This is a genomic window from Shewanella sp. SM74 (assembly GCF_025653725.1).
GTDB lineage: Bacteria > Pseudomonadota > Gammaproteobacteria > Enterobacterales > Shewanellaceae > Shewanella > Shewanella oncorhynchi.
Genome location: NZ_JAKKRZ010000020.1, coordinates 21119 through 39996 on the forward strand (window position 1 = coordinate 21119; position 18878 = coordinate 39996).

The 18878-nt window shown below is 63.1% G+C and carries 18 protein-coding genes; 5 read left to right on the forward strand and 13 right to left on the reverse strand.

From position 1 onward, the window contains the following. Positions 1-60: 60 nt before the first annotated feature. Complete coding sequence (locus L5M49_RS18035; protein WP_028699135.1) at positions 61-1485, reverse strand: efflux transporter outer membrane subunit; 1425 nt, start codon at positions 1483-1485, stop codon at positions 61-63. A gap of 109 nt (positions 1486-1594) precedes the next feature. Here L5M49_RS18035 and L5M49_RS18040 point away from each other — a divergent pair, with 109 nt between their 5' ends. Together L5M49_RS18040 and L5M49_RS18045 are read left to right on the forward strand one after the other, a co-directional pair. After that, positions 1595-2428, forward strand: a complete 834-nt coding sequence (locus tag L5M49_RS18040; RefSeq protein WP_263266597.1) for a DUF3313 family protein — start codon at positions 1595-1597, stop codon at positions 2426-2428. Between the two features lie 116 nt (positions 2429-2544). Then, positions 2545-4038 carry a patatin-like phospholipase family protein gene (locus L5M49_RS18045; protein ID WP_197069153.1) on the forward strand — a complete coding sequence of 498 codons (1494 nt, stop codon included), beginning with the start codon at positions 2545-2547 and terminating at the stop codon, positions 4036-4038. On the opposite strand, the gene L5M49_RS18050 is transcribed toward L5M49_RS18045, so the two are convergent. From L5M49_RS18050 to L5M49_RS18090, 9 genes are all read right to left on the reverse strand, one after another. Then, positions 4031-6013 carry a relaxase/mobilization nuclease domain-containing protein gene (locus tag L5M49_RS18050; RefSeq protein ID WP_004883068.1) on the reverse strand — a complete coding sequence of 661 codons (1983 nt, stop codon included), beginning with the start codon at positions 6011-6013 and terminating at the stop codon, positions 4031-4033. The genes L5M49_RS18045 and L5M49_RS18050 overlap by 8 nt on opposite strands. Before the next feature lie 436 nt (positions 6014-6449). Beyond that, positions 6450-7049, reverse strand: a complete 600-nt coding sequence (locus L5M49_RS18055) for a S26 family signal peptidase (RefSeq protein WP_004883067.1) — start codon at positions 7047-7049, stop codon at positions 6450-6452. Further along, positions 7046-7591, reverse strand: coding sequence for a DUF2840 domain-containing protein (locus tag L5M49_RS18060; protein WP_004883064.1), 546 nt, complete (start codon positions 7589-7591; stop codon positions 7046-7048). Before L5M49_RS18060 ends, L5M49_RS18055 begins: the two co-directional genes overlap by 4 nt. Beyond that, complete coding sequence (locus L5M49_RS18065) at positions 7588-7863, reverse strand: hypothetical protein (RefSeq protein WP_004883063.1); 276 nt, start codon at positions 7861-7863, stop codon at positions 7588-7590. The genes L5M49_RS18060 and L5M49_RS18065 overlap by 4 nt, the downstream gene beginning before the upstream one ends. Further along, complete coding sequence (gene parA, locus L5M49_RS18070) at positions 7860-8498, reverse strand: ParA family partition ATPase (protein WP_004883061.1); 639 nt, start codon at positions 8496-8498, stop codon at positions 7860-7862. The genes L5M49_RS18065 and parA overlap by 4 nt, the downstream gene beginning before the upstream one ends. Positions 8499-8763: 265 nt before the next feature. Beyond that, on the reverse strand, positions 8764-9606 hold the full coding sequence (locus tag L5M49_RS18075; RefSeq protein ID WP_004883059.1) for a replication initiator protein A: 843 nt from the start codon (positions 9604-9606) through the stop codon (positions 8764-8766). Positions 9607-9632: 26 nt separating this feature from the next. After that, positions 9633-9917, reverse strand: a complete 285-nt coding sequence (locus L5M49_RS18080) for a helix-turn-helix transcriptional regulator (RefSeq protein ID WP_004883058.1) — start codon at positions 9915-9917, stop codon at positions 9633-9635. Between the two features lie 112 nt (positions 9918-10029). Beyond that, entirely contained in the window at positions 10030-10797 is a 768-nt protein-coding gene (locus L5M49_RS18085; protein ID WP_004883055.1) for a DUF2285 domain-containing protein, read from the reverse strand. A gap of 343 nt (positions 10798-11140) precedes the next feature. Then, positions 11141-11491, reverse strand: a complete 351-nt coding sequence (locus tag L5M49_RS18090; protein WP_028699139.1) for a DUF2958 domain-containing protein — start codon at positions 11489-11491, stop codon at positions 11141-11143. Between the two features lie 319 nt (positions 11492-11810). On the opposite strand from L5M49_RS18090, the gene L5M49_RS18095 reads away from it, so the two are divergent. Continuing rightward, on the forward strand, positions 11811-12104 hold the full coding sequence (locus L5M49_RS18095; protein ID WP_064717570.1) for a helix-turn-helix domain-containing protein: 294 nt from the start codon (positions 11811-11813) through the stop codon (positions 12102-12104). Between the two features lie 302 nt (positions 12105-12406). Here L5M49_RS18095 and L5M49_RS18100 read toward each other — a convergent pair whose 3' ends face one another. The 3 genes from L5M49_RS18100 to L5M49_RS18110 all read right to left on the reverse strand — a co-directional run bounded on the left by L5M49_RS18100 (position 12407) and on the right by L5M49_RS18110 (position 16509). Next, a complete protein-coding gene (locus tag L5M49_RS18100) occupies positions 12407-12721 on the reverse strand; it encodes a DUF736 domain-containing protein (protein ID WP_004883051.1) in 315 nt (104 codons plus the stop codon). An 810-nt stretch (positions 12722-13531) separates the two neighbouring features. Continuing rightward, on the reverse strand, positions 13532-15598 hold the full coding sequence (locus L5M49_RS18105; protein WP_004883050.1) for a ParB/RepB/Spo0J family partition protein: 2067 nt from the start codon (positions 15596-15598) through the stop codon (positions 13532-13534). 80 nt (positions 15599-15678) lie between these two features. Beyond that, on the reverse strand, positions 15679-16509 hold the full coding sequence (locus tag L5M49_RS18110) for a DUF932 domain-containing protein (protein ID WP_004883049.1): 831 nt from the start codon (positions 16507-16509) through the stop codon (positions 15679-15681). Positions 16510-17195: 686 nt separating this feature from the next. Here L5M49_RS18110 and L5M49_RS18115 point away from each other — a divergent pair. Next, on the forward strand, positions 17196-17387 hold the full coding sequence (locus tag L5M49_RS18115) for a type II toxin-antitoxin system RelB/DinJ family antitoxin (protein WP_004883046.1): 192 nt from the start codon (positions 17196-17198) through the stop codon (positions 17385-17387). Between the two features lie 61 nt (positions 17388-17448). Further along, positions 17449-18858, forward strand: coding sequence for a Shedu immune nuclease family protein (locus L5M49_RS18120; protein WP_004883043.1), 1410 nt, complete (start codon positions 17449-17451; stop codon positions 18856-18858). Positions 18859-18878: the final 20 nt, after the last annotated feature.

The window sequence follows — 18878 nt, forward strand, 5'->3', positions numbered from 1 at the left end:
TCGTCGATCTATTCAGTATTTAAAACTCGCTGCCATGCTGCGTTCTTCCAACTCAAGGACTCAGGGTGAAGATTGCAGATTCACATGCTCTGGCGAACCAGAAAGCGCTTTAGCGAGAACACCCCATTGCACGGCTGCGTCGGCGCGAGCACGGACCAGAGCCGCTCGCTGGGACAAGGTGCCACGCTCCGCTTCTGCAACAACGGTCGCATCCACCTGTCCCGCCTCAAAGAGGCGTCGACTGCGGTCAAGGAGTCGATCAGCGACGACAAGACCATCGACCTGATGCTGCAGAGAAGTCCGCTGGGTCTGCCAGCCCAGATAAGCGTTCTCCACATCCTGAAGCGCAAGCAAAACCGTGCGTTCCAGGTCAGCCTGTGCGCCGCGACTGCGTGCTGAGCCCTCGTCGATTCCCGCTTGTATTGCTCCACCGTCAAAGATCGGAAGCGTCACACCCAAGCCCAGAGAGAAAATGTTCCCTGCCACACGTGTTCCGTTGTTCTCGAAGCGTTGGCGCCCACCACTCAAATCGAGCACAAGTTTGGGGAACCGCTCGCCTTCTGCTGCGTTCCATCGCGCCGTCGCCGCTGCAAGACGCGCCTGCGCGGCTCTGACGTCGGGGCGCTGCTGCAGCAATTCGCCTGGCACGCTTCTGGGAGTCCAATCGGGCATGGTGAGAGAGGCAAGCGCAGGACCGCTGCCAAGCGCCCCCGGAATCCGGCCAACGAGCACATCCAAGGCATGCGTTGCTTCGCCGCGTACGCGTCGCAACTGCTCTTGCTCCACCCGGAGGGCGATGACCTCGGAACGCGTGCGTTCAATGTCAAAGCCCGTAGCTTGACCTGCCTTGAACTTCTGCTCTGTCAGACGCTCAAGGCGCTCGGCGACTTGAAGTCGCTCTTTTGCCAGATCTTCCAGCTCTGCCGCCTGCCGCTGCTGCAGTGCAGCGGACACTGTCTCAAAGGCGATCTGCCAACGTGTCGCGAACCAGTTCTGTTCGACAGCAACTGCGTCCATCCGTGCGCCATCAGCGGCATGCGAGAGGCGGCCCGCTAGATCAACTTCCCATGAAGCCGACAGCGGAAGCCTGGCATCGCTGCTGATGGTCGGTGCCAAAGAAAAGTCGCGCGCGCGCGTTGCTTGGGGCGTGAGCGCCAAGCTAGGGAACATTGAAGCGCGTGTACGTCGGGTGATCGCCACAGCTTCATCAATCCGCGCTCTTGCAATAGCGAGATCGGTGTTGTGCTCCAGCGCGTTGCGCACCAGCGCGTCAATCAGCGGATCACCGTACGCCGTCCACCACTCGGCCGGGAGTGCTTGTGCTGGCACCTGCTGCACAGCCAGACCCGCTTCGTTCATGAATTTGGCCGGAACCTCAACGCGTGATGTCTCCACCCTGTGAGGCGAGTGGCTGCACGCGGCGAGAAGCGTGATCGATAGGAATGCAACAGCAGTAAGGCCGCGGCGGGCGTAGGGATCGGACATGTTGAGCCACTAGGTTGTGAATTGAGGAGGCCGTCTTGACGGGCATAGTTCATGGCGTGTACTATACCGTCCAGACGGTTCAAAAATCAAGCATCTTTGGAGTTTCACCATGGCAACTCGTATGAAATCAAGCCCAGAGGAGTCGCATTCGGCGGACAACGGCGCTGAAGCCCCCTCCATCTCTAAGAAAGCGCAACAAACACGGGAGCGCATCCTTCAAGCTGCGCGTGACGTAGTCATGGAGGGAGGTGCCGGGCACCTAACGCTTGACGCGGTCGTTGCACGGGCAGGAATGAGCAAAGGTGCGTTCCTGTACCACTTATATATGAAACGCCCTATTTCATTAATCCATTTTGTGCTGCTGGCAGGCCTCACGGCAACCTTATCTGGCTGTGCTTCAAACGGAATGACTCGATCAGGGTTTCTTGGTGATTACGATGTATTGGGAAAAACGAAGTACGAAAATGTTCTGCTCTTCAAGGCGCCAGGCTTTGAACCCAGTCGTTACCGGGAAATATTAGTCGAGGATGCTCAGGTAGTGACGGCAACTGGACGCATAGGTGGGCTTGAAGCTGAGCAAGTGCGAGAGCTTCTCGATCACGTCAACAGTGAACTGCGACATCTCCAAACTAAGTCCGAAGCTCCCGCATCGTCAGGCCGCATACGTGTGCGTGTGGCAATTACGACCATTGAGACGCCCAATAGAGCAGTCAACACCCTAACGACGTTGCTTGTTGGACCAGTGACAACTGGGGGAGCTAGTTTGGAGTTTGAGGCAGTAGATGAACAAACAGATCGTCGGGTGGCTGCTGCTAGCTGCTTCGAGCACGGCAACGCTCTCGCGGATTTCAAAGGCTCCTACACACTGCTCGGGCATGCAAAGTCTGCAATCACCACCTGCCTTGAACGGATCAATAGCGCTTGGAGAAGTGCTGGCTCGTGAATAGCTGCTATTCCATAACTTCGCGCGGATCGCGAGGAGCCTCATCAAGGGGATTCGTAGGGTGCCGTTCTTGTAACGTCTGCAGCATTCTGGAGTGGCTCTGCTTCGTCGCAAAATTGCCGGCGTTTCTCGTTCTTGTCTATTCGAAACGCTGCGTGGTGCTGCTTGCAGAGGTAAAGCGCCTGGAGGTGTGTAAATTCACACGATGGAGTTTGGCCGGTGTGCTGGCAACGGTAGTTCTGACAGGGTGTTCCACTTACCGTCCTTGGATCAACCCGACACTTTCCGACGCCGCCTTAATGTCTCTCGCCGAGAACGACCAACGCATCAGGCCGTCGGAGGTCAACCAACCGGTGGTTGTAGCGGTGACACTGTCAGGCGGGGGCGCTCGGGCGGCGGCCTTCGGCCTGGGCGTGCTGCGCGAACTCAAGGCCACACGCTTCGCGCTAGAGGGCCAGGAGACCACTCTGTTGGATCAGGTGTTCCTGGTCAGCGGAGTGTCGGGGGGCAGCATCCTTGCCGCGCACTTCGCGGCCTTCGGCGATGCCACGCTGACTCGTTTCGAGCCGGATTTTCTGCTTGTGCCTTTTGAGGGGCGACTCATACGTGAAGCTCTGTGGCCTGAGCGTCTTTATAGACTAACTTCACCTTGGTTTGGGCGCAGCCAGATCCTGGCTCAACGCTTGGACGAACTTTTTGAAGGCCGCACCTTTGGTGACGTGCGCCGACGACCGGGCGCGCCCGAACTGATGATCACGGCAACCGACCTCACGACCGGTGCCCCTTTCGATTTCACCACCGAGCAATTCCGGCTAATCTGTTCCGACCTCGATGCAACGCCGCTGTCTTTCGCGGTGGCGGCCTCGTCGGCAGTACCGCTGGTGCTGTCGCCCGTAACGGTGCGAAACAACGCCAATACCTGTCCGCCGCCTCTCCGATCTTTGCCTGTCAGAGGGCAAAATTACAGATCACGCATCCTGCAAAGCGGCATAGACAGCTACCTCAATGCGCACGATCGGCCCTATATCCACCTCGTGGACGGTGGTGTCTCCGACAACCTCGGCGTACGTCTGATGCTAGACCGGCTAGTAGCTTCGGGCTCAATGAGCGCCAATTTCTCGGAGGTCAAGCCCGGAAGCTTGCGCCGACTCGTGTTGGTGACGGTGAACTCCGAACGAGGACTGAGCGAGAGAGTGGACAGTAGCGACCGAGTTCCCAGCACGACGCAAGTACTTGAGTCGCTGATCTTCGGTGCCGGCGCTCGCGAGACCCAGGTGACGCTGGCCATGCTTAACGACGACCTGCAACACTGGCGTTCCGAGATTGTCCGCACCCGTGGCCAAGCGGACAGCCCCTTTGCGGCCGACGCAGAAATCTACGTAGTAAGCGTAAGTCTGAACGACGTGCCGGACGACAAGATCCGGCATTCGCTGCTGCGCGTGCCCACAGCCTTCACGATCGAGGCTACGGATGTCTTGGACCTGCAAACTGCGGGAGGCGAAGCACTGAGGCAATCCAAGGAGTTTATGGCATTGATTGAATCTCTAAGAAGAATCACAGCAGCCAAGCAGACTGCGCCTGGTACTCAGCTTCCCTTGATATCTAACTGATACCGATACTGGGCTTTCGTCCAAGTTCCCAAGAGGCACTTCCGCCGATAACCTTTGCGGCAAGCTGTTGTCCCAGTCGCGGCTCAATTACCGGCCGCCACGGCACAAGGCTGAACCCCATGCCGTCATCGAGCATCGCGTAGCGCCCGCTGGCGAGCATAATGGAACGCCGGTAGATACCGGCTACGCGCTGCCCGTCGGCCACCGGGCGATGCTCTAGGCCGGTTTCCGCCGCAATGTCTTTCGCGGCCTGCACTAGTTCCCGATTGCGTAGCGTGCCCAGCAGGTTGCGCGCGAGGATGACGCGCTGCCCGCGGCGCTGTGCCAGCCCCTGTTCTTCGAGGAAATCGGCTCGCTGCTGTATGGCCTGCTTGGTATCACCGCCAAAGCCCAAGTTGCCCAGCCCACGGCCACCGCCGATCAGTTGCTGGTCAAGCCAAGTCGCGCCGATGACGCGGGCCTGCCGTTCAATAGGAAGGTGTGATTTCAGCTCTACGGCTACATCGCCCAGCCGTTGCGCGTCGTATTGGCGGCCACGCTCGGCCAGGTCGTCCGGTACCTTCCATAGCCCTTCGGCCACGCGCTCCACGATGCAAGCCCGGCGCAGGGCTTCCAGCCGCCGGACATGAGCGGCGACGACTTCCTGCGGGTCGCGTCCGGGCGTAGCCCGGCCCTGCTCGATTACCAGGTGATGATCGGTGCGGTACAGGCCATCGCTCGCCAGCGAGGCGATGTTCTTGTCGGCCGTGCGCACCTCAGTCGAACCCTTCACCTCTACCACAGCGCCCGTGGGATAGTTCGCCAGTTCGTCGCGGGCGTTCAGTGCAACGTAGTGGGCCTTACCGTCCGTGCCGTCGATGATCAGATAGCCTCGGTCGTGCAACTCATCGGCAAGCCCCTTCGCGGCCACGCGGCCGATGAGGCTGCGACCATCGTCGCCCGGCTCGAACACCGCCAGCTCACGCGGCTGGCCGCTCATGGCCCGCTGCATCGTTCGGATGATGTCGCCACGCTCACCCAGGGCACGCAAGGTCTTCTCGGCATCGGCATGAATGGCCCAGGTGCCGGGCTGCACCTCGTCGGCTAGGCCCAGGCGCTGCAAGCGTTGCAGGCGGCCGATCAGCAGCAGGCGCTGGCGTTGCAACCTCGGCTCGTTGAGCCGTTCGACATGCACCCGGCCATCCTCGCCGGTCTCGCGCTGCAAGGTGCGATCCAGGCTCGTCCACCGCTCCTGTTCCACCTCGCGCCTCAAGGTCTGCTGAATCTCCAGTTCGGTGCGCGGCCCCAGCCACTCGGTCGCCAGCTCGGCGGCGCGATGGCGGAAGCCGTGGGCGATGTAGTCACCCGCGATGATGAGGTCTTTGCCGGTGTCGTCGCGCCCGCGCACGATCAGGTGGGTGTGCGGGTTGTCGGTGTTCCAGTGATCCACCGCCACCCAATCCAGCCGCGTGCCCAGGTCGGCTTCCATGCGGCTCACCAGATGCCGGGTGTAGGTGCGCAGGTCGTCCAGCTCGGCCCCGTCCTCGGGCGAGACGATGAAGCGGAAATGGTGCCGGTCGTCGGCGCAGCGTTCCTTGAAGGCGTCCAGATCGGCTTCGTCGGCCTGTGGCCCGTAGCCCCGGCCCGGTTCGCCATCGCGACCCGCGCCGTCGCGCTCGATGTAGCGCAGGTGCTTGGCGAGCGATTGCGGGCTGGCCCGCTGGTGATTGACCAGCAAGGTCTTGATGGTCACGCGCCGCGACATGGGCATTAGCTTCGCCCCGGCGAAGCGCGCCGCCGTGTGGCCACGTCCGAGCCGAGAGCCGGGCCGCTGGCCGGTGCCAGCCGCGCCAGGACGGCGTACTGCCGACTTGCCGCTGCTGGCTTTGCCGGCCTGCTTGAGCACCTTGGAAACGAAGCTCTGCCCCTGGCCCTTGCCCCGGTTCTTCGGGGCGCTGGGGCGCACGCGAAAGTCGTCGTCGCGGCTGTCGGTCATGGCTGCGCTCCCCGCAAGCTTGGGCGTGTCCTGTCGTGCGAAGCACGCGGACATGCCAGCATTGGCGCGACCCTCGCGCCAAACGCGGCACGGTGGCGAAGCCGCTCCGTGCCGCGTTCCCCCCATGTGCTGACTGGCTTTCGACGCGGCCAGGTGCCGCGTCCTTTTGTCTTGCCTTCCGCCTTTGCCCTTCGCTGTCGCTCCAGGCAACGGCGGCCCGGCGGCGCTGCTGCGTGAACAGACAGCGCGCCGGCGAAAGCGCCAATGGCCGCAGGCCGGGCGCGTTCGAGGCAAGACGCCTGAACGTTGGACGGCTGCGCCGGATGCTGCGCGACGTGCGGTGCGAATGCACCGGCACGACAGGCGCAGCGACACTGAAGCAGCCAGCAGAACGACATGCCCGATGGCACGTCAGAGCGCAGCGAATCGGCGGCCATCATGGGCGTATCTCCGGCCACACCGGATGCGCAACGCCGATCACGGCGGATGCGCTGACCGGGCCGAAATAGCGGCTGTCGAACGATGCTGGATTCGTCACGCTCAACAGGAGCAGTTCGCCCGGTTCAAGGCGGCGGCAAAGCTGCAAGGACGGCAGCGCCCGGCCCAGCCGGTCGGCGGGCAGTACGGCGGCCGAAGGCACGCCGTCGATGCGTACCTGACCGGCGACGATGCAGACGTGTTGCGGCGCGACCGCGCCCACACGTTTGAGCAGCGGAACGCGCGTCGGCAGGTAGCCGCGCTGCGCAGCGAGCGCGGCAGCCGTGGCCGGAAGCGGCACCAGCACGATGCTGTCCACGGACAACGGACGTGGCAGCGAGGCGGTGCGCGGGTCGAACGGGTCAATGCGATACCAGCCGACCGCCACGCTGTCGGACGGGTTGTAGGTCAGACGCGGCAGCGGCGACACGAAAGCCGCCCAGGCCAGCGCAGCGAAGCCGATGGCGGCCAGTGTCGCCAGCACGATGCGAGCGCGCAGGCGTGAGCGAGGACGCGGCGCCACGTCGGGCGCGTTGGGTGTGGTGGTCGGGGCGGTCATGGCAGCACCTTCCCGGCCAGCCAGGCGGTATGCCGCTCGGTGGTGTATTCGGGCAGCGCAAGGCGAGCCGCAAGACGGTTGCCCAGCGTGCGCCAGTACGCCGGCGACACGTCGATGGCAGCGATGCCCAGCGCCTCGATGCCGTCGATGCGCTCCAGCACGGCGCGCACGTTGGCATCGCCTTCGGTGTGTAGGAGCAAGCGCGCGCCCGGCTGAACACCGGGGATGCGCTGCGCCGCGTCCAGCGGTGTGCAAGCCTGCATCACCATGAGTTGCCAGCGGATCGTGCCGTAGTCGTTGGCCTGCCAGCGGATGCGGCAGAGCATCGCGCCCGGCAGGAACACCGCGCAGCGCCGCCAGCGGTCGAGCTGAAGCGTGCGCGCCGGTTCGCCGAAGCGCAGGTAGAGCTTGAAGCGATGTTCGAGGTAGGCCAGCGAAACGCGCGTCAGCGGCACATTGCCGGCCTGTCCGGCGAGTGCCGAAAGCGCAGGCAGCGGCGCAGCCGGTGCCGCGTTCGCGGCAGGCCAAGCGAATGCGTTCATGGTGTGTTCTCCGGCGGAAACTCCCGCTCCAGCAGGCCGCGCAGCAGGTCGGCCACGGTCACGCCTTGCGTGAAGGCCGACACCTTGATGCGCGCCCGCATGGCGGGCGTGATGTCGAGCGTGAGGCGGGCCGTGTAGAGGTCGCCTTTGCCCAGCGCGTCGGCATCGCCCTGACGAATCCACGCCTCGGCGTGCGGATTCGCGGGCGGACGTGCGCCGATGCCGACGCGCTTGCCCGTGCGTTTGCTGTTGGGTGGCTGCTGCGCTGTCATGTCGGCCACCGCAGCAGTTCGTCCACCAGGGCGGTGATTTCGCGGGCGGCGGCACTGTCGGGCGCTGTCTCGCGTGCGAGCCGGCCAGCGGCCACGCTGTCGGCGAAGACGATGCGCTGATGCACCTCCGAGCGCAGCGCGGGCAGCGGCTGTTCGGCGAGCGATTGCCGCGCCTCGCGCCCGATGATGGTGGTGCTGACGCGCCGGTTGATGACGAAGGCCGCGCGGAGCAGCGGCCGGAACACCTGCGCCTCGCGGATCAGCGAAACCATTTCCGAGCTGGCCCAGAGGTCGTAGGGGCTGGGCTGCACCGGGATCAGCACGCGCTCGGCCGCCAGCAGCGCGGAGCGCGCCAAGGCGGCGATGCGCGGCGGCCCGTCGATGATGACGTGATCGGCCCGCCTGGCGAGTTCTGGCGCTTCCTGATGCAGCGTTTCGCGTGCGAGGCCCACGGCGCTGAACAGCCGTGGCAAGCCTTGCTGGCTTCTGCGCTGCGTCCAGTCCAGGGATGAACCCTGCGGGTCGGCATCGAGCAGGACGACATGCTGGCCGCGCATCGCCAGTTCGCCCGCGATGTGCGTGGCGAGCGTGGTCTTGCCGACACCGCCTTTCTGGTTGAGCAGAGCGAGGATCATGGCGCGGCCCTCCCTGCTGGAAAGCCGGGCTTTACCTGCCGTGCAAAACGCTGTTCGCCGTGCCGTTTCTCGGTTGTCCACCGAAACGGCGCGCTTCTACTAAAAGTTATGTATTTCTTGTTAGGGAAGTTAGAGGGGCCGCAAACCCGCGCCGTTATTGGCTTTCCGGCGTTTTCGTACTCCTGATAGCACGATAGGCGTACTCCCGATAGCACGATACCCGGTACTCCTGATAGCACGAGGCCGTCCACACCTTTTCCACGAGTTATCCCCGTGCCGTGTGCAGCACGGGCCGGAAGGTCAGCAGTTCTTGTCCGTCGTCCGGCATTCGCTCGATGCCCAGGACGTAGCCGGGCAGCGACTGCCGCGCCACCAGGACGCGCAGGTCGTAAGCGAAGTCGGAGAAGCGCGCAGCGCTGCCCGACTTGCGGTGCAGGTGCCGGAAGTCGAATTGCCAGCCGCCCGGCTGCTTGCCGCCGTGCTTGCGCACCAGGCGGTACAGCCAGCGCTCGATCCCGCCCTTCAAGCGGAAATAGGCTGGGTCGATGGTCAGCACCAAGGCGGCATCGAGCACGCCCGCATAGAACCAGTCCGGCAGGATCAGTTCGATGCCCAGCGGCACGCCGCTGGCATCGGCCAGTTCCTTCCACTCGTTGATCCACGAGAAGCGATGCAATCGCCTTCCCGTGGTTTCGCGGATGGACGTGGCCACCGTGGTCGATTGCAGCCGGTCGAGCGCGGCTTTCAGGCGCAGGTAGTCGTTGAGAGACGTGCCGCGCCCGATGAAGCGCAGGATCTCGTAGGGAGTGGCGCGTATCCAGCGCGACGGGCGCAAGCCCGCGTCGCGCGCCTCCACGATCTGCGAGGCGGCCCAAATCAGCAGGTCGGCATCCCATATCGTTGCGATGCCGTGCTCCTGCGTACCCTCCACGCGGATGGTGATGCCGCCGGCGCGGAAGTCGATCGGCGCGGTACGCCGCGACTTCGCCAGCGAGAAGAACGGAAAGGCCATCAAGTCCTGGCTGTCGCGGGGTGCCATGTCGCCCGGCAGCGCGCGGAACAGGTCGAGCTGTTCGCGCTGCAAGGCTTGCCCTGGCGGGCTGGACATGGCGACGGCCACCCACGCGCCAGCGATCAGCGGCCATCACGGTAATCGCCCGCGTGGCGTTCGGCATATTCCGGGTCGGAAGTCGCCTCGTAGCTGCGCTGGTCGGCCCAGGCATCGAGGTCGGACACCGCGTACATGACGCGGCGGCCGAACTTGCGGAACTTCGGGCCGCCGCCGATCACGCGCTGTTTCTCCAGCGTGCGTGGCGACAGGCGCAGGTACTCGGCGGCTTCGTCGTTGGTCAGGTAGCGTTGGGGCTGCGCAGGCGCAGCGACAGCAGCGGCGGCAGGCCGCAAGGGAGCGGGTCGCATGGGATGTACCTCCATCAAGCCCGGCCACACCACGCGGCCGGTTAGAGGCACTTTCAAGAAAGCGAGGCTGCTTGCTAAGGGACGATCTACGGGGGACGCGAAACGTCCCCCCCTACTGCAACGGCGGCGGAAGCTGTGCCAGGCGGCGATAGCCGCCACGCATCAGCGCATCGCCACGACGTACCAGCCGCCGCACGCGGGCACGTAAGGCGCTGTCCTTGTGCCAGTCGGCGGCGACGGCATCGGCGCCGAACAGCCCTTCGGCCACTTCGCGCAATGACGCGCCCGCCAGGGTCGCGTCGAGCGTCTGCAAGGTGTGCAGTTCCAGCACCGCGGCCGTCGTGGGCCTGGAACGGGCCGCCGCCGCAGGCGTGGCAACCGTGGCCACGGCCAATGCGTCCAGCTCGGACGCGAGCGTGCGATAGCGCGCGCAGGGCGTGGCGCAGGCGCGGGTGGCGTAGAGGTAGGCCATGCCGTCTTCCAGGCCCGGCGCGAGCGCGAGCCGCAGGCAGCAGCCGGGCCAATGCGACACCAGCACCAGGCGCTTGCCGTCGTGGATCAGTTGCTTGCGGCCAGGGACGCGCCAGAACTCGAAGGCATGGGCTTCGGGTGGCGGGTCATCGTCCGGGTAAACCTGCACGACGGCATCGTGATCGGGAAACCAGGCCGGATGCGCGTCGCGCGCATCCAGGGCTGGGTCTTCCAGCAGGCGCAGGCCCCACGCCTGCGCCGTGTCCGGCCGGCGGCGGCGGCGCAGCCAGTCGCGGCGGTAGTCGGGATTTCGGCGCAGGTATTCCCACGCCAGCGCAGGGCCGTCAAGGTGCAGAACGTAGAGATAGGCCGCTGTCGGATACCAGTGTTCGGCGCTGCGATCAGTCATGGCGAAACCTCCCTCTGTTTGGGATGCGTCGCCACGATTTCCGCGATGCGGGAACTATCGAAATGCCATCAGGTCGTCATCAAAATTGGTTAGGCTGTAACTGTCGGTGTCAAGACCATTTGGCTCTGCGTGTTGCGGAAATCGTCTGAATGCGACGGCTACGCCTTCAGGAAAATGACGCGCAGCACCGAACACCGTGCCGCAGCCCGCGCCCAAGATCAGGACTGTTTTCAACAGGATCGCACCACTTCGGTGCAAGAATGCGGATTCAGACCTGCACGGTCTTGATCAAGATTGAAATAGTCACGATGCGCCCCGGCTGGCTAGGCCGCGCTGGTTTTCATCAGTCCGTGATCGCGCCGTTCTCCTGCGCCAGCCGGACGTACTCCGATAACGGGCGCACCGCCTGGAAATACCGATCCCGCCGCACCGGCAGCTTGCGCGGCCCGACGATGCCCGCCAGGTCGGACAGCTTGACCATCCCGAGCTCAGGCATACCGATACCGAGGTCGATCAGGCCGTAGGCCGTGTCGCCATCCGCCGGGTCGAGCGACACCAGCAGCCAGGTCACATGCGCGTCCGGGGTGAACAAGCGCACCACGGGCAGCGGGTCGAGCCGCTGACCAGCGGCGAGCGCCGCGCCGTGGGCCAGCAGCCGGGCGCGTTCATCAGCGGTGACAAGCGGCAGGGTCATGGGCAGCTTCTCCACGAAACCGACGATGCGCGAATGCGCTTTGGTGCCGAAGCGCAGAACTGCCGAAACGCATCCGTGCATTCGTGTGGAAGCACCGATGTGCAAGCCATCGCATCCGTAGAAGAACAGAAGCGCCGAAGCGGAATTGTCGGAAGCCGGAAAGACACGGATGCGATTCCCCGGTTCTGTCGGAATCCGCATCTGCGGATTTCCGTAAAAGCACGAAAGCGGGCCTTTCAGCCATGAATGAACACTATAGATTGTAGCCCTATAGGGCGCAATGGGCTGTCATCTTGGTTTTTATGGGGAAACCAAGTTAGTGACAGCGAAACACTCATTGGCAACGGCAATACGGACAGTCAGGAAGGCGCGAGGCTTGAGCCAGGAAGCGTTCTCCGACGTGTCCAGCCGCACCTATATGAGTACGCTGGAGCGCGACTTGAAAAGTCCGACCCTGCACAAGCTGACCGAGCTGTGCGAGGTCATGGAAGTGCATCCGCTGACGCTGTTGACGCTGGCCTACGCCGGCGACGACACGCACAAGGCCGACGAACTGCTGGCGCGGGTGCGCCAGGAGTTCGAGGCCGTGCTGAAAGAGCGCGACGCGCCCTAGCGCGTCTGAATGCCCGCAAGCGGAGCGCGCAGCGCCGCCAGGCGCGAAGGCGTGAGGGATTGAAGCCGAATGGACATGACGCCATTGGCGGCATGGGGCGCAGCCCGAAAGCCCGGCGGCGCAATGCGCCGACACGCCATGCTGTTCCTACTGCCACGGGCTTCGAGCCATTCGACCATCACCAATGCAATGCTGGCCTTGGACATGCGGGACATGGGGCAACTGCCGAAACCCTGTGCGTGCGATGCTGCGATCAGCAGCACCGCGCCCCGCCGCAATGGGCGGGGCGCGGTGGGCGGCCGTCAGGCCGCCTTGGGCTTGCTGCGCGACCAGATGAGGTCGTGCGTGTCATTCTCGCCTTCGATCAGGCGGGCATAGACCGTCGCCGGGAATGAAGGATCGTCGATGGCCACCGACAGGTAATCCCGCCCGGCCTCGCTGGTTTTCTTCCACGCCGCGCCGAAGTCGTGGCCGGCCGCTTGCAGGCGGAAGTCCGGGGCGCTTTCGTTCTCGCCCTTGTCGTTGGGAACCAGCTTGACCTTGAAGTTGAGGGTCAGGGTGCGGAGCTGGCCGGTGAAGCCGTCTTTCTCTGCGGTGAAGGTGCCGATGTTAGCCATGATGATTTCTCCTTTCGGGTTGAACAAGGTCGCGCCAGTGCGTCCTTGTTGTGATCCGTCCGGCGGGGGATGGGCTGGCCGCACCGCGCAGCGGTCGCAACACCGTGGAGAACCTGGAAGCGAAAAGAATTTGTCCCGCGAGGAATGCGCGCAGCGCAGGGGGAATTGTTTTCGCTGGAAGGTTGCGGCCATGAAGCCCAGCCACCGCCAGGATTCACAACAACACAAGGACGTACTGGCCGCCCGCTCCCGAATGGAGGCATGGCCGACTCGGCATCCCCGCGCGACGGCTTCACCGGCCTGCGCCCTGACACGGGCAAGGACAATGCCCAGCGACAAGGTGAAAGCGTCCCTACTGCTGCTTGCGGCCCTTTGCGTGAGGCGTGGCGTGGAAGCTCCATTGCAAGGCCGGGCGGCGTGTCGGTGAACCGTCCTTCGTGACGTACAGGCGACGAACCGCCAGCGTCGAGGACGGCACGCTTTCGTGCAACCTGCGGCAGCAAGCCGGGGCGTAGCCCCACACGCCCGTCCATTGCGGTGGGGCGCGTTCGGAATGTCGTCGGCGCTGTGCGCCGACGCACTTATGGGCTTCGAGGGTTTCCCGCGCACAAGGTCACTTGTGCGCCGCCCCTTCGCCGTCCGCCCGAAGGCGGCGAAGGGGCGTTCTGGCTTTGGGCTTGGAAACCGGGCGCGGCCACCGCCGCGCCCGGATTTTTGACCATCGGCACCAGGGCGGAACGGCCTGGGGCCGATGCTGATGGAACAGCGAAGCGCCCCGGCCGAAACCGGGGCGCTCGGTGGTGGTGAAGGTCAGGCGGCGAGTGCGTGGGCCTGCTGCTCGTCGTCGTTGTCGATGGCTTCCGGCTCGTCGTTCGTCACCGCCTGCGGCGCATCCTGCGCCGTGGTGTCGTCGGTGCCTTCGGCCTTGAAGATGGCAGGCATCCAGCCGGTGCCATCGGCCAGCCGCTCGGCTTCGCTGGCAATGTCGGCCTTCTTCAACTTCGCCAGCCGGGTGACGTGCGCCGGGGCGTACTGCTCCACGGCTTCCAGAATCGCGGCCTTCGGCACATGCCGGAAATAACCCTCATTGGTGGGCTTCCACCATGCGGCCATGTCCAAGCCGACAGCCTGCGCCAGTTCCGCGCCCGGTTGCTGCGGCGTGGCGCGGGGTGTCACCACGTCCACCGTGACGGCCACGGATATCGCCAGCAGCCGCACCAGTTCATCTTGCGACTTCGCTAGCAGCACGGCGAACAGTTCGGCGCTGTCCTCCGGCAAGCCTTCGCCTGCTACCTGCTGCAACTCGCGCAGCGCCACGGCGGCGGGCGAATCCGGTATATCCGGGGCGATGCCTTCCAGCCGGTCTTGCGCTTTCAGGCTCACGCCCAGCGGCAAGTCGTGGCCGTAGTGGCTGCCCTGCAAGACGGTCTGCACCATGCCATGCACCAGCGCGGCCAGCGCCACTTGCGGATGCCGGGCGACTTCGATTTGCAGCGCGGCGGTGCGGTGGGCGCTCAACCGCTGCGCCAGCTTGTCGGACATGGCGGCGGTCTTGGGCTGCTCGTCGTCCTCGCCTTCGTCGTCGTTCCCGGCTTCGCTTTCGCTGCCGAAACCTTGGCGCAGGCGTTCCAGTGTGCGCAGCGCCTTGGCCTCGGCCTCGCGCATCAACCCGCGATGAATCACTGCCTGCCCGTTGCGGTCGATGGTGACGATGGCACCGGCTGCGGCCTTCACGGTCGTGCCGTAGTCCTGCAAGCCATCTTCCAGCGCCTGCAACTGCTCGCCCACGGCTTCGCCTTCTTCCTGCAAGGCATCGGCCTTTTCCTCGTCCTCGGTATCAAGCGCGTCATCCACGGCGGCGGCCAGTTCGTGCATCTTGGTTTGCAGCTTCTCGATGCGCTGCGCTTCGCGCTTGTTCGGTTCGCGGCGCTCCCTCGGCGCACGCTGGAAGGCGTGCAGGTCGGCATGGGTCACGGCGGGGGTGGCATCCACCCACGCCCAGCCTTCGTCCTTCACCTCGGCGGCGATACCTGCCAGCTTGTCTTGCGCCAGCCGTTCCAGCAGCGCGGCATCGGTCAGATACACGCCCGCGTCACCTTCCGCGAACAGGTCACGGCGCACACCACCGCCTGCGGCTCCGTAGGTATCCAGCCCCACGAAACGCACCAGCGGATGCCGGTATGCGTCAATCTCGCGCTCGGTGAGGCGGTCGCGCAATTGGGAAGGGTTGCGCTGCCACGTCGGCGCGTCGTAGAACGCGGTTTCCTGCGCGGCGTGGTCGTCGGTGATGGCAAGGGCCATCAACTGATCGAGCGTCACGGCTTCGGCGCGGTAGTCGGCCAGCAGCCGGGGCGAGACGTTCGCCAGCTTCAAGCGGCGCTGCACCACCAGCGGCGTGACGCTGAAATCGGCGGCTATGTCCTCGATGGGTCGGCCTTCGGCCACCAGCGCGGCGAATGCCTCGAACTGGTCGGCGGGGTGCATGGCTTCGCGCTGCACGTTCTCGGTGAGGCTGGCCGTGCGGGCGGTGCCATCGGCCACCAACAGGCAAGGCACTTCCCATTCCTTGCTGATGCGGCGCTTCTTCGCCAGCAGCTTCAACGCGGCCAGCCTGCGGCCACCGGCCACGACTTCGTAATGCTCGCCATCGGCGGCGGCAATGACGATGAGGTTTTGCAGCAGGCCGACACGCTGAATGCTCGCGGCGAGTTCGGGAATGGACATGCGCGGGGTCTTGCGCACGTTGCGGCCAGCAGGACGCGACACCAGCCGCGACAGCGGAACCAAAATCAGGTTCTTGGTCGGGTCGGCGGCTTCCAGCGGGATAGCGGCGGCGGTGTTGAGGGCGCGGGCTTCGGTTTGGGTAATGGCGTTCATGGTGATAACTCCTATCGGTTCAGGGATGCAGCAGCGAAGAAAGCGGCAAGGGCTGCTGCCTGCCCCTGCCGCGTGGGGAATCAGGCCTTCAACTGGCGCAGGCCATCGGCCAACATCCAGAGGGCGCGATTGAGGCGCACATCGGAATCAATGCCCTGCACGGGGCGGGTCTGCTGGCGGCGTCCGTTGGCGCTGCGGCCATGCAATCCGCCTTTGGTCAGGTTTTCTTGGGTGCGGTTGAACACGCTCCACAAGTCCGGGCGGCGGTCGTCGAACCGGCGCGGCATCAGGATTTGGCTTTCCGTGATGGGCGCGGGCTTGTTATCGGTGGGGTCGTACTTGAGGGCCAGCGCGGAACGGGCGAACACTTCGGCTTCGCCTTCGTCCAGCGTGATAGCGCGCATCAGGTCGCGGGATTCCTTCACGCGTTCGAAGCCGCTCAACACCTCGAAAGCGCCTTCGATGACAGAACCGGCCACGTCGCCCTTGTGCGGCACGCGCACATCGGCCACGGTATCGCCGCACACAAGGCCATTGCTGCAAACGAACCGGAACATTCCGGCCAGCATCTGATAGCTGCTGGTGCCGTCGTGCGAGTTCAGCAGCACGATTTCATTGGCTTCCGCGCCGTTGATCTGACTGGCATGGCGCAGGCGAATCATGTGTTTGGTGTAGTCGCGGCGGTCGTCGTGCCGCACGCGGGTTTGCGCTGCCATGAAGGGTTCAAACCCTTCCTTGCGCAGTTCCGCCAGCACGGCGGCGGTGGGAATGTAGGCGTACCGTTCGGAGCGGCTATCGTGCGGGGCCTCCGCGAAGATGGACGGGGCTACGCGGCGGATTTGGTCGTCGGACAGCGGGTAGTCACTGCGCAGCGTCGGGGAATGGGAAGCGAATCGAGATGCGAGTTGCATGGTTTTCTCCAATGAGTTGCTGTGGTTTCAAAGCTGACCGGATTCCAAGATTCGGAGCCCGTTGTGGCTTCGGTTGGTTCGGCGCAGAGACCTGGGCCGGTCCTGTTTGCCGCCGTCTTTCCTGAGTTCATCGCCCGCGAAAAACCGGGCCAGCGAGGGACTGGCCGTCAAGGGAGAAGCGCAGGGTTGGTGCGGCCCGCAGCGCAGCGAGGACTCGGCCCTGCGCGCCTTGACGGCCAGGCACCGCGGGCTACGGTCGCGGGAAAAAGCGATGAACTTGGGGAAAGACGAACAGCGGCCAATGGGCCAGGGGGTGCGCTGAAACCAACGCCGCGCGGCGAGCGCCCCTGCGTGCCAGCGGCACGCCTAGCTGGATGGCTGTTGGTCGATCAGGTGCAACCTGTTCGGTGCATGCGAGGGGCGCCAAGCAAGGCGCGGCGGGGATGGGCTGTCCAGCCGATCCCCTGGAGGGCAAGCGCCGCGCGCAGGCCAGGAGCGAAGAGACGGCCGGAGGCATCAGGGATCAAAGCCGCATGGCCGCGACTCGGCACGAGGCGCGGGGCGCGGGGCAACGCCCGCGAGCCCGACGGCGGCACGCCGGGATGCTCTACTGTTCACAACAAAATGTAAGTGACGCAATAGTACTTATGAGCCACAATGTAGCTACATCTATTGTGAGCGCAACAATGGCAAGTAACGACGTCGTTCGTGCCCGGATTGACGGGCAGATTAAAGAAGCCGCAACTGTTGTTCTGGCTGAAATGGGGTTATCAATTTCGGATGCGATTCGGATGCTGCTGACCCGAATCGCGGCAGATAAGGCACTCCCCTTTGACATCAATCGTGTGTCGTCCGATTCTGATCGGAAGGCACCATAAGGTTGCGCTGAGGCAAGGCCCGCAAATCGTTTCTCTGAACAGTAGGGATCAAGAATAGTTCATGGCATCTATCAGACCTTCAGCATTCAATCAACGTGAGCGTTTGGACGGCGGCCCCTTCCTTGTCATTGAAGCAGCCGAACCGGAAGAGGAAGGCATTAACGTTTTCTTCACTGATATTCCCGCAGCGGAGCGCAAGCCGGATTCGCCAATAGCGAGACTGCTCAATGTGTGTCCAGACAGATTGACCATTTGGCCTCTTAATATTCGAGAAGATCGCGACGATTACCTGCAACCTAAATACGGCACCCTTGAACGCATCGTCGTCGCTCGGCCTGTTATCGAGCCCTACATACTGCCAGAGACTACTGACGATGTCGTTGGGCTTCTTGAGCAGTTGCCGGATGGGTTTGCCAAAGATTTTCGATTCGGTTTGGGGCTTCTGTGGGAATATCGGCAAATTTGCGAAACAGCCGCCAGCTTAGAAAACGTAAGCATACTCATTGTCCACAAAGGAAATGACGCGAAAATTGATTCGCCATTCTTTATTCTCGGAATAAGAAGATTTCATGAATTAAGAAAAGAATTAAATCGCATAGCCTCTCGCCACCAGAGAGACGCGCGCAAGGACAAGCAATTTCATGTCTACCAGACCTTATTACATGCTGCCGATTCAGCACAATTTCCCGCTCTAAAGAAGAGCGTAAGACCTGATGCACTAACGGAAATGACCGATGGTGGGCGGCAGCATGTGACGCTTTCCAAGCGTGATCGGCGCGCCGCTGTTCGCATGGTTCAAGACAATATAGAAGCACTGGCGGAATCTGAGCCGCGCTCGCTGCTGGCATTAAAGAATGATATTGAGCTCATCACACTGAATCAACTGATTGAGCGATACCAGGAAATGCTTGGAAAAGGACTGACGGAAAGCAAGTGGCAAAGCTTCTTTCTGGAAAATCCTTTCATACTTAGTCTTGCATTTGCCGTTCCAGCCATGCTGGTTCAGGGGCAAGCTTATGCAGGTGGCAAGCGACTTAACGGGTCCGGCGGAAAATTTTCAGATTTTCTATACGCATCCGCTTCCACGGGCAATCTTGGCCTCATTGAGATAAAAAAGCCGCAAACCGAACTGCTAGGAAAATCTCCCTATCGTGGAGATGATGTTTTTGGCCCATCGACAGAATTGGGTGGAGCGATTGCTCAAATTCTAGATCAGCGTTTCAAATTGCAGAGTGAACTACCCGTCATAAAAAATAACATGAACCGATACGACCTCCACAGCTATGCGGTTCGCTGCATAGTTGTCGCTGGCATGACGCCACAAGAGCATCAGCAAAGAAAGTCATTCGAGCTCGTTCGAAATGCGTTCGCAGAGATCGTGATCGTGACTTTCGATGAACTACTTGCAAGGCTAACCGAGATTAAAAATGCGCTCCAACCGATTCCTACCTTAGACACGGTGCCGTTCTAAAACCAACTGACAGTTGGCCA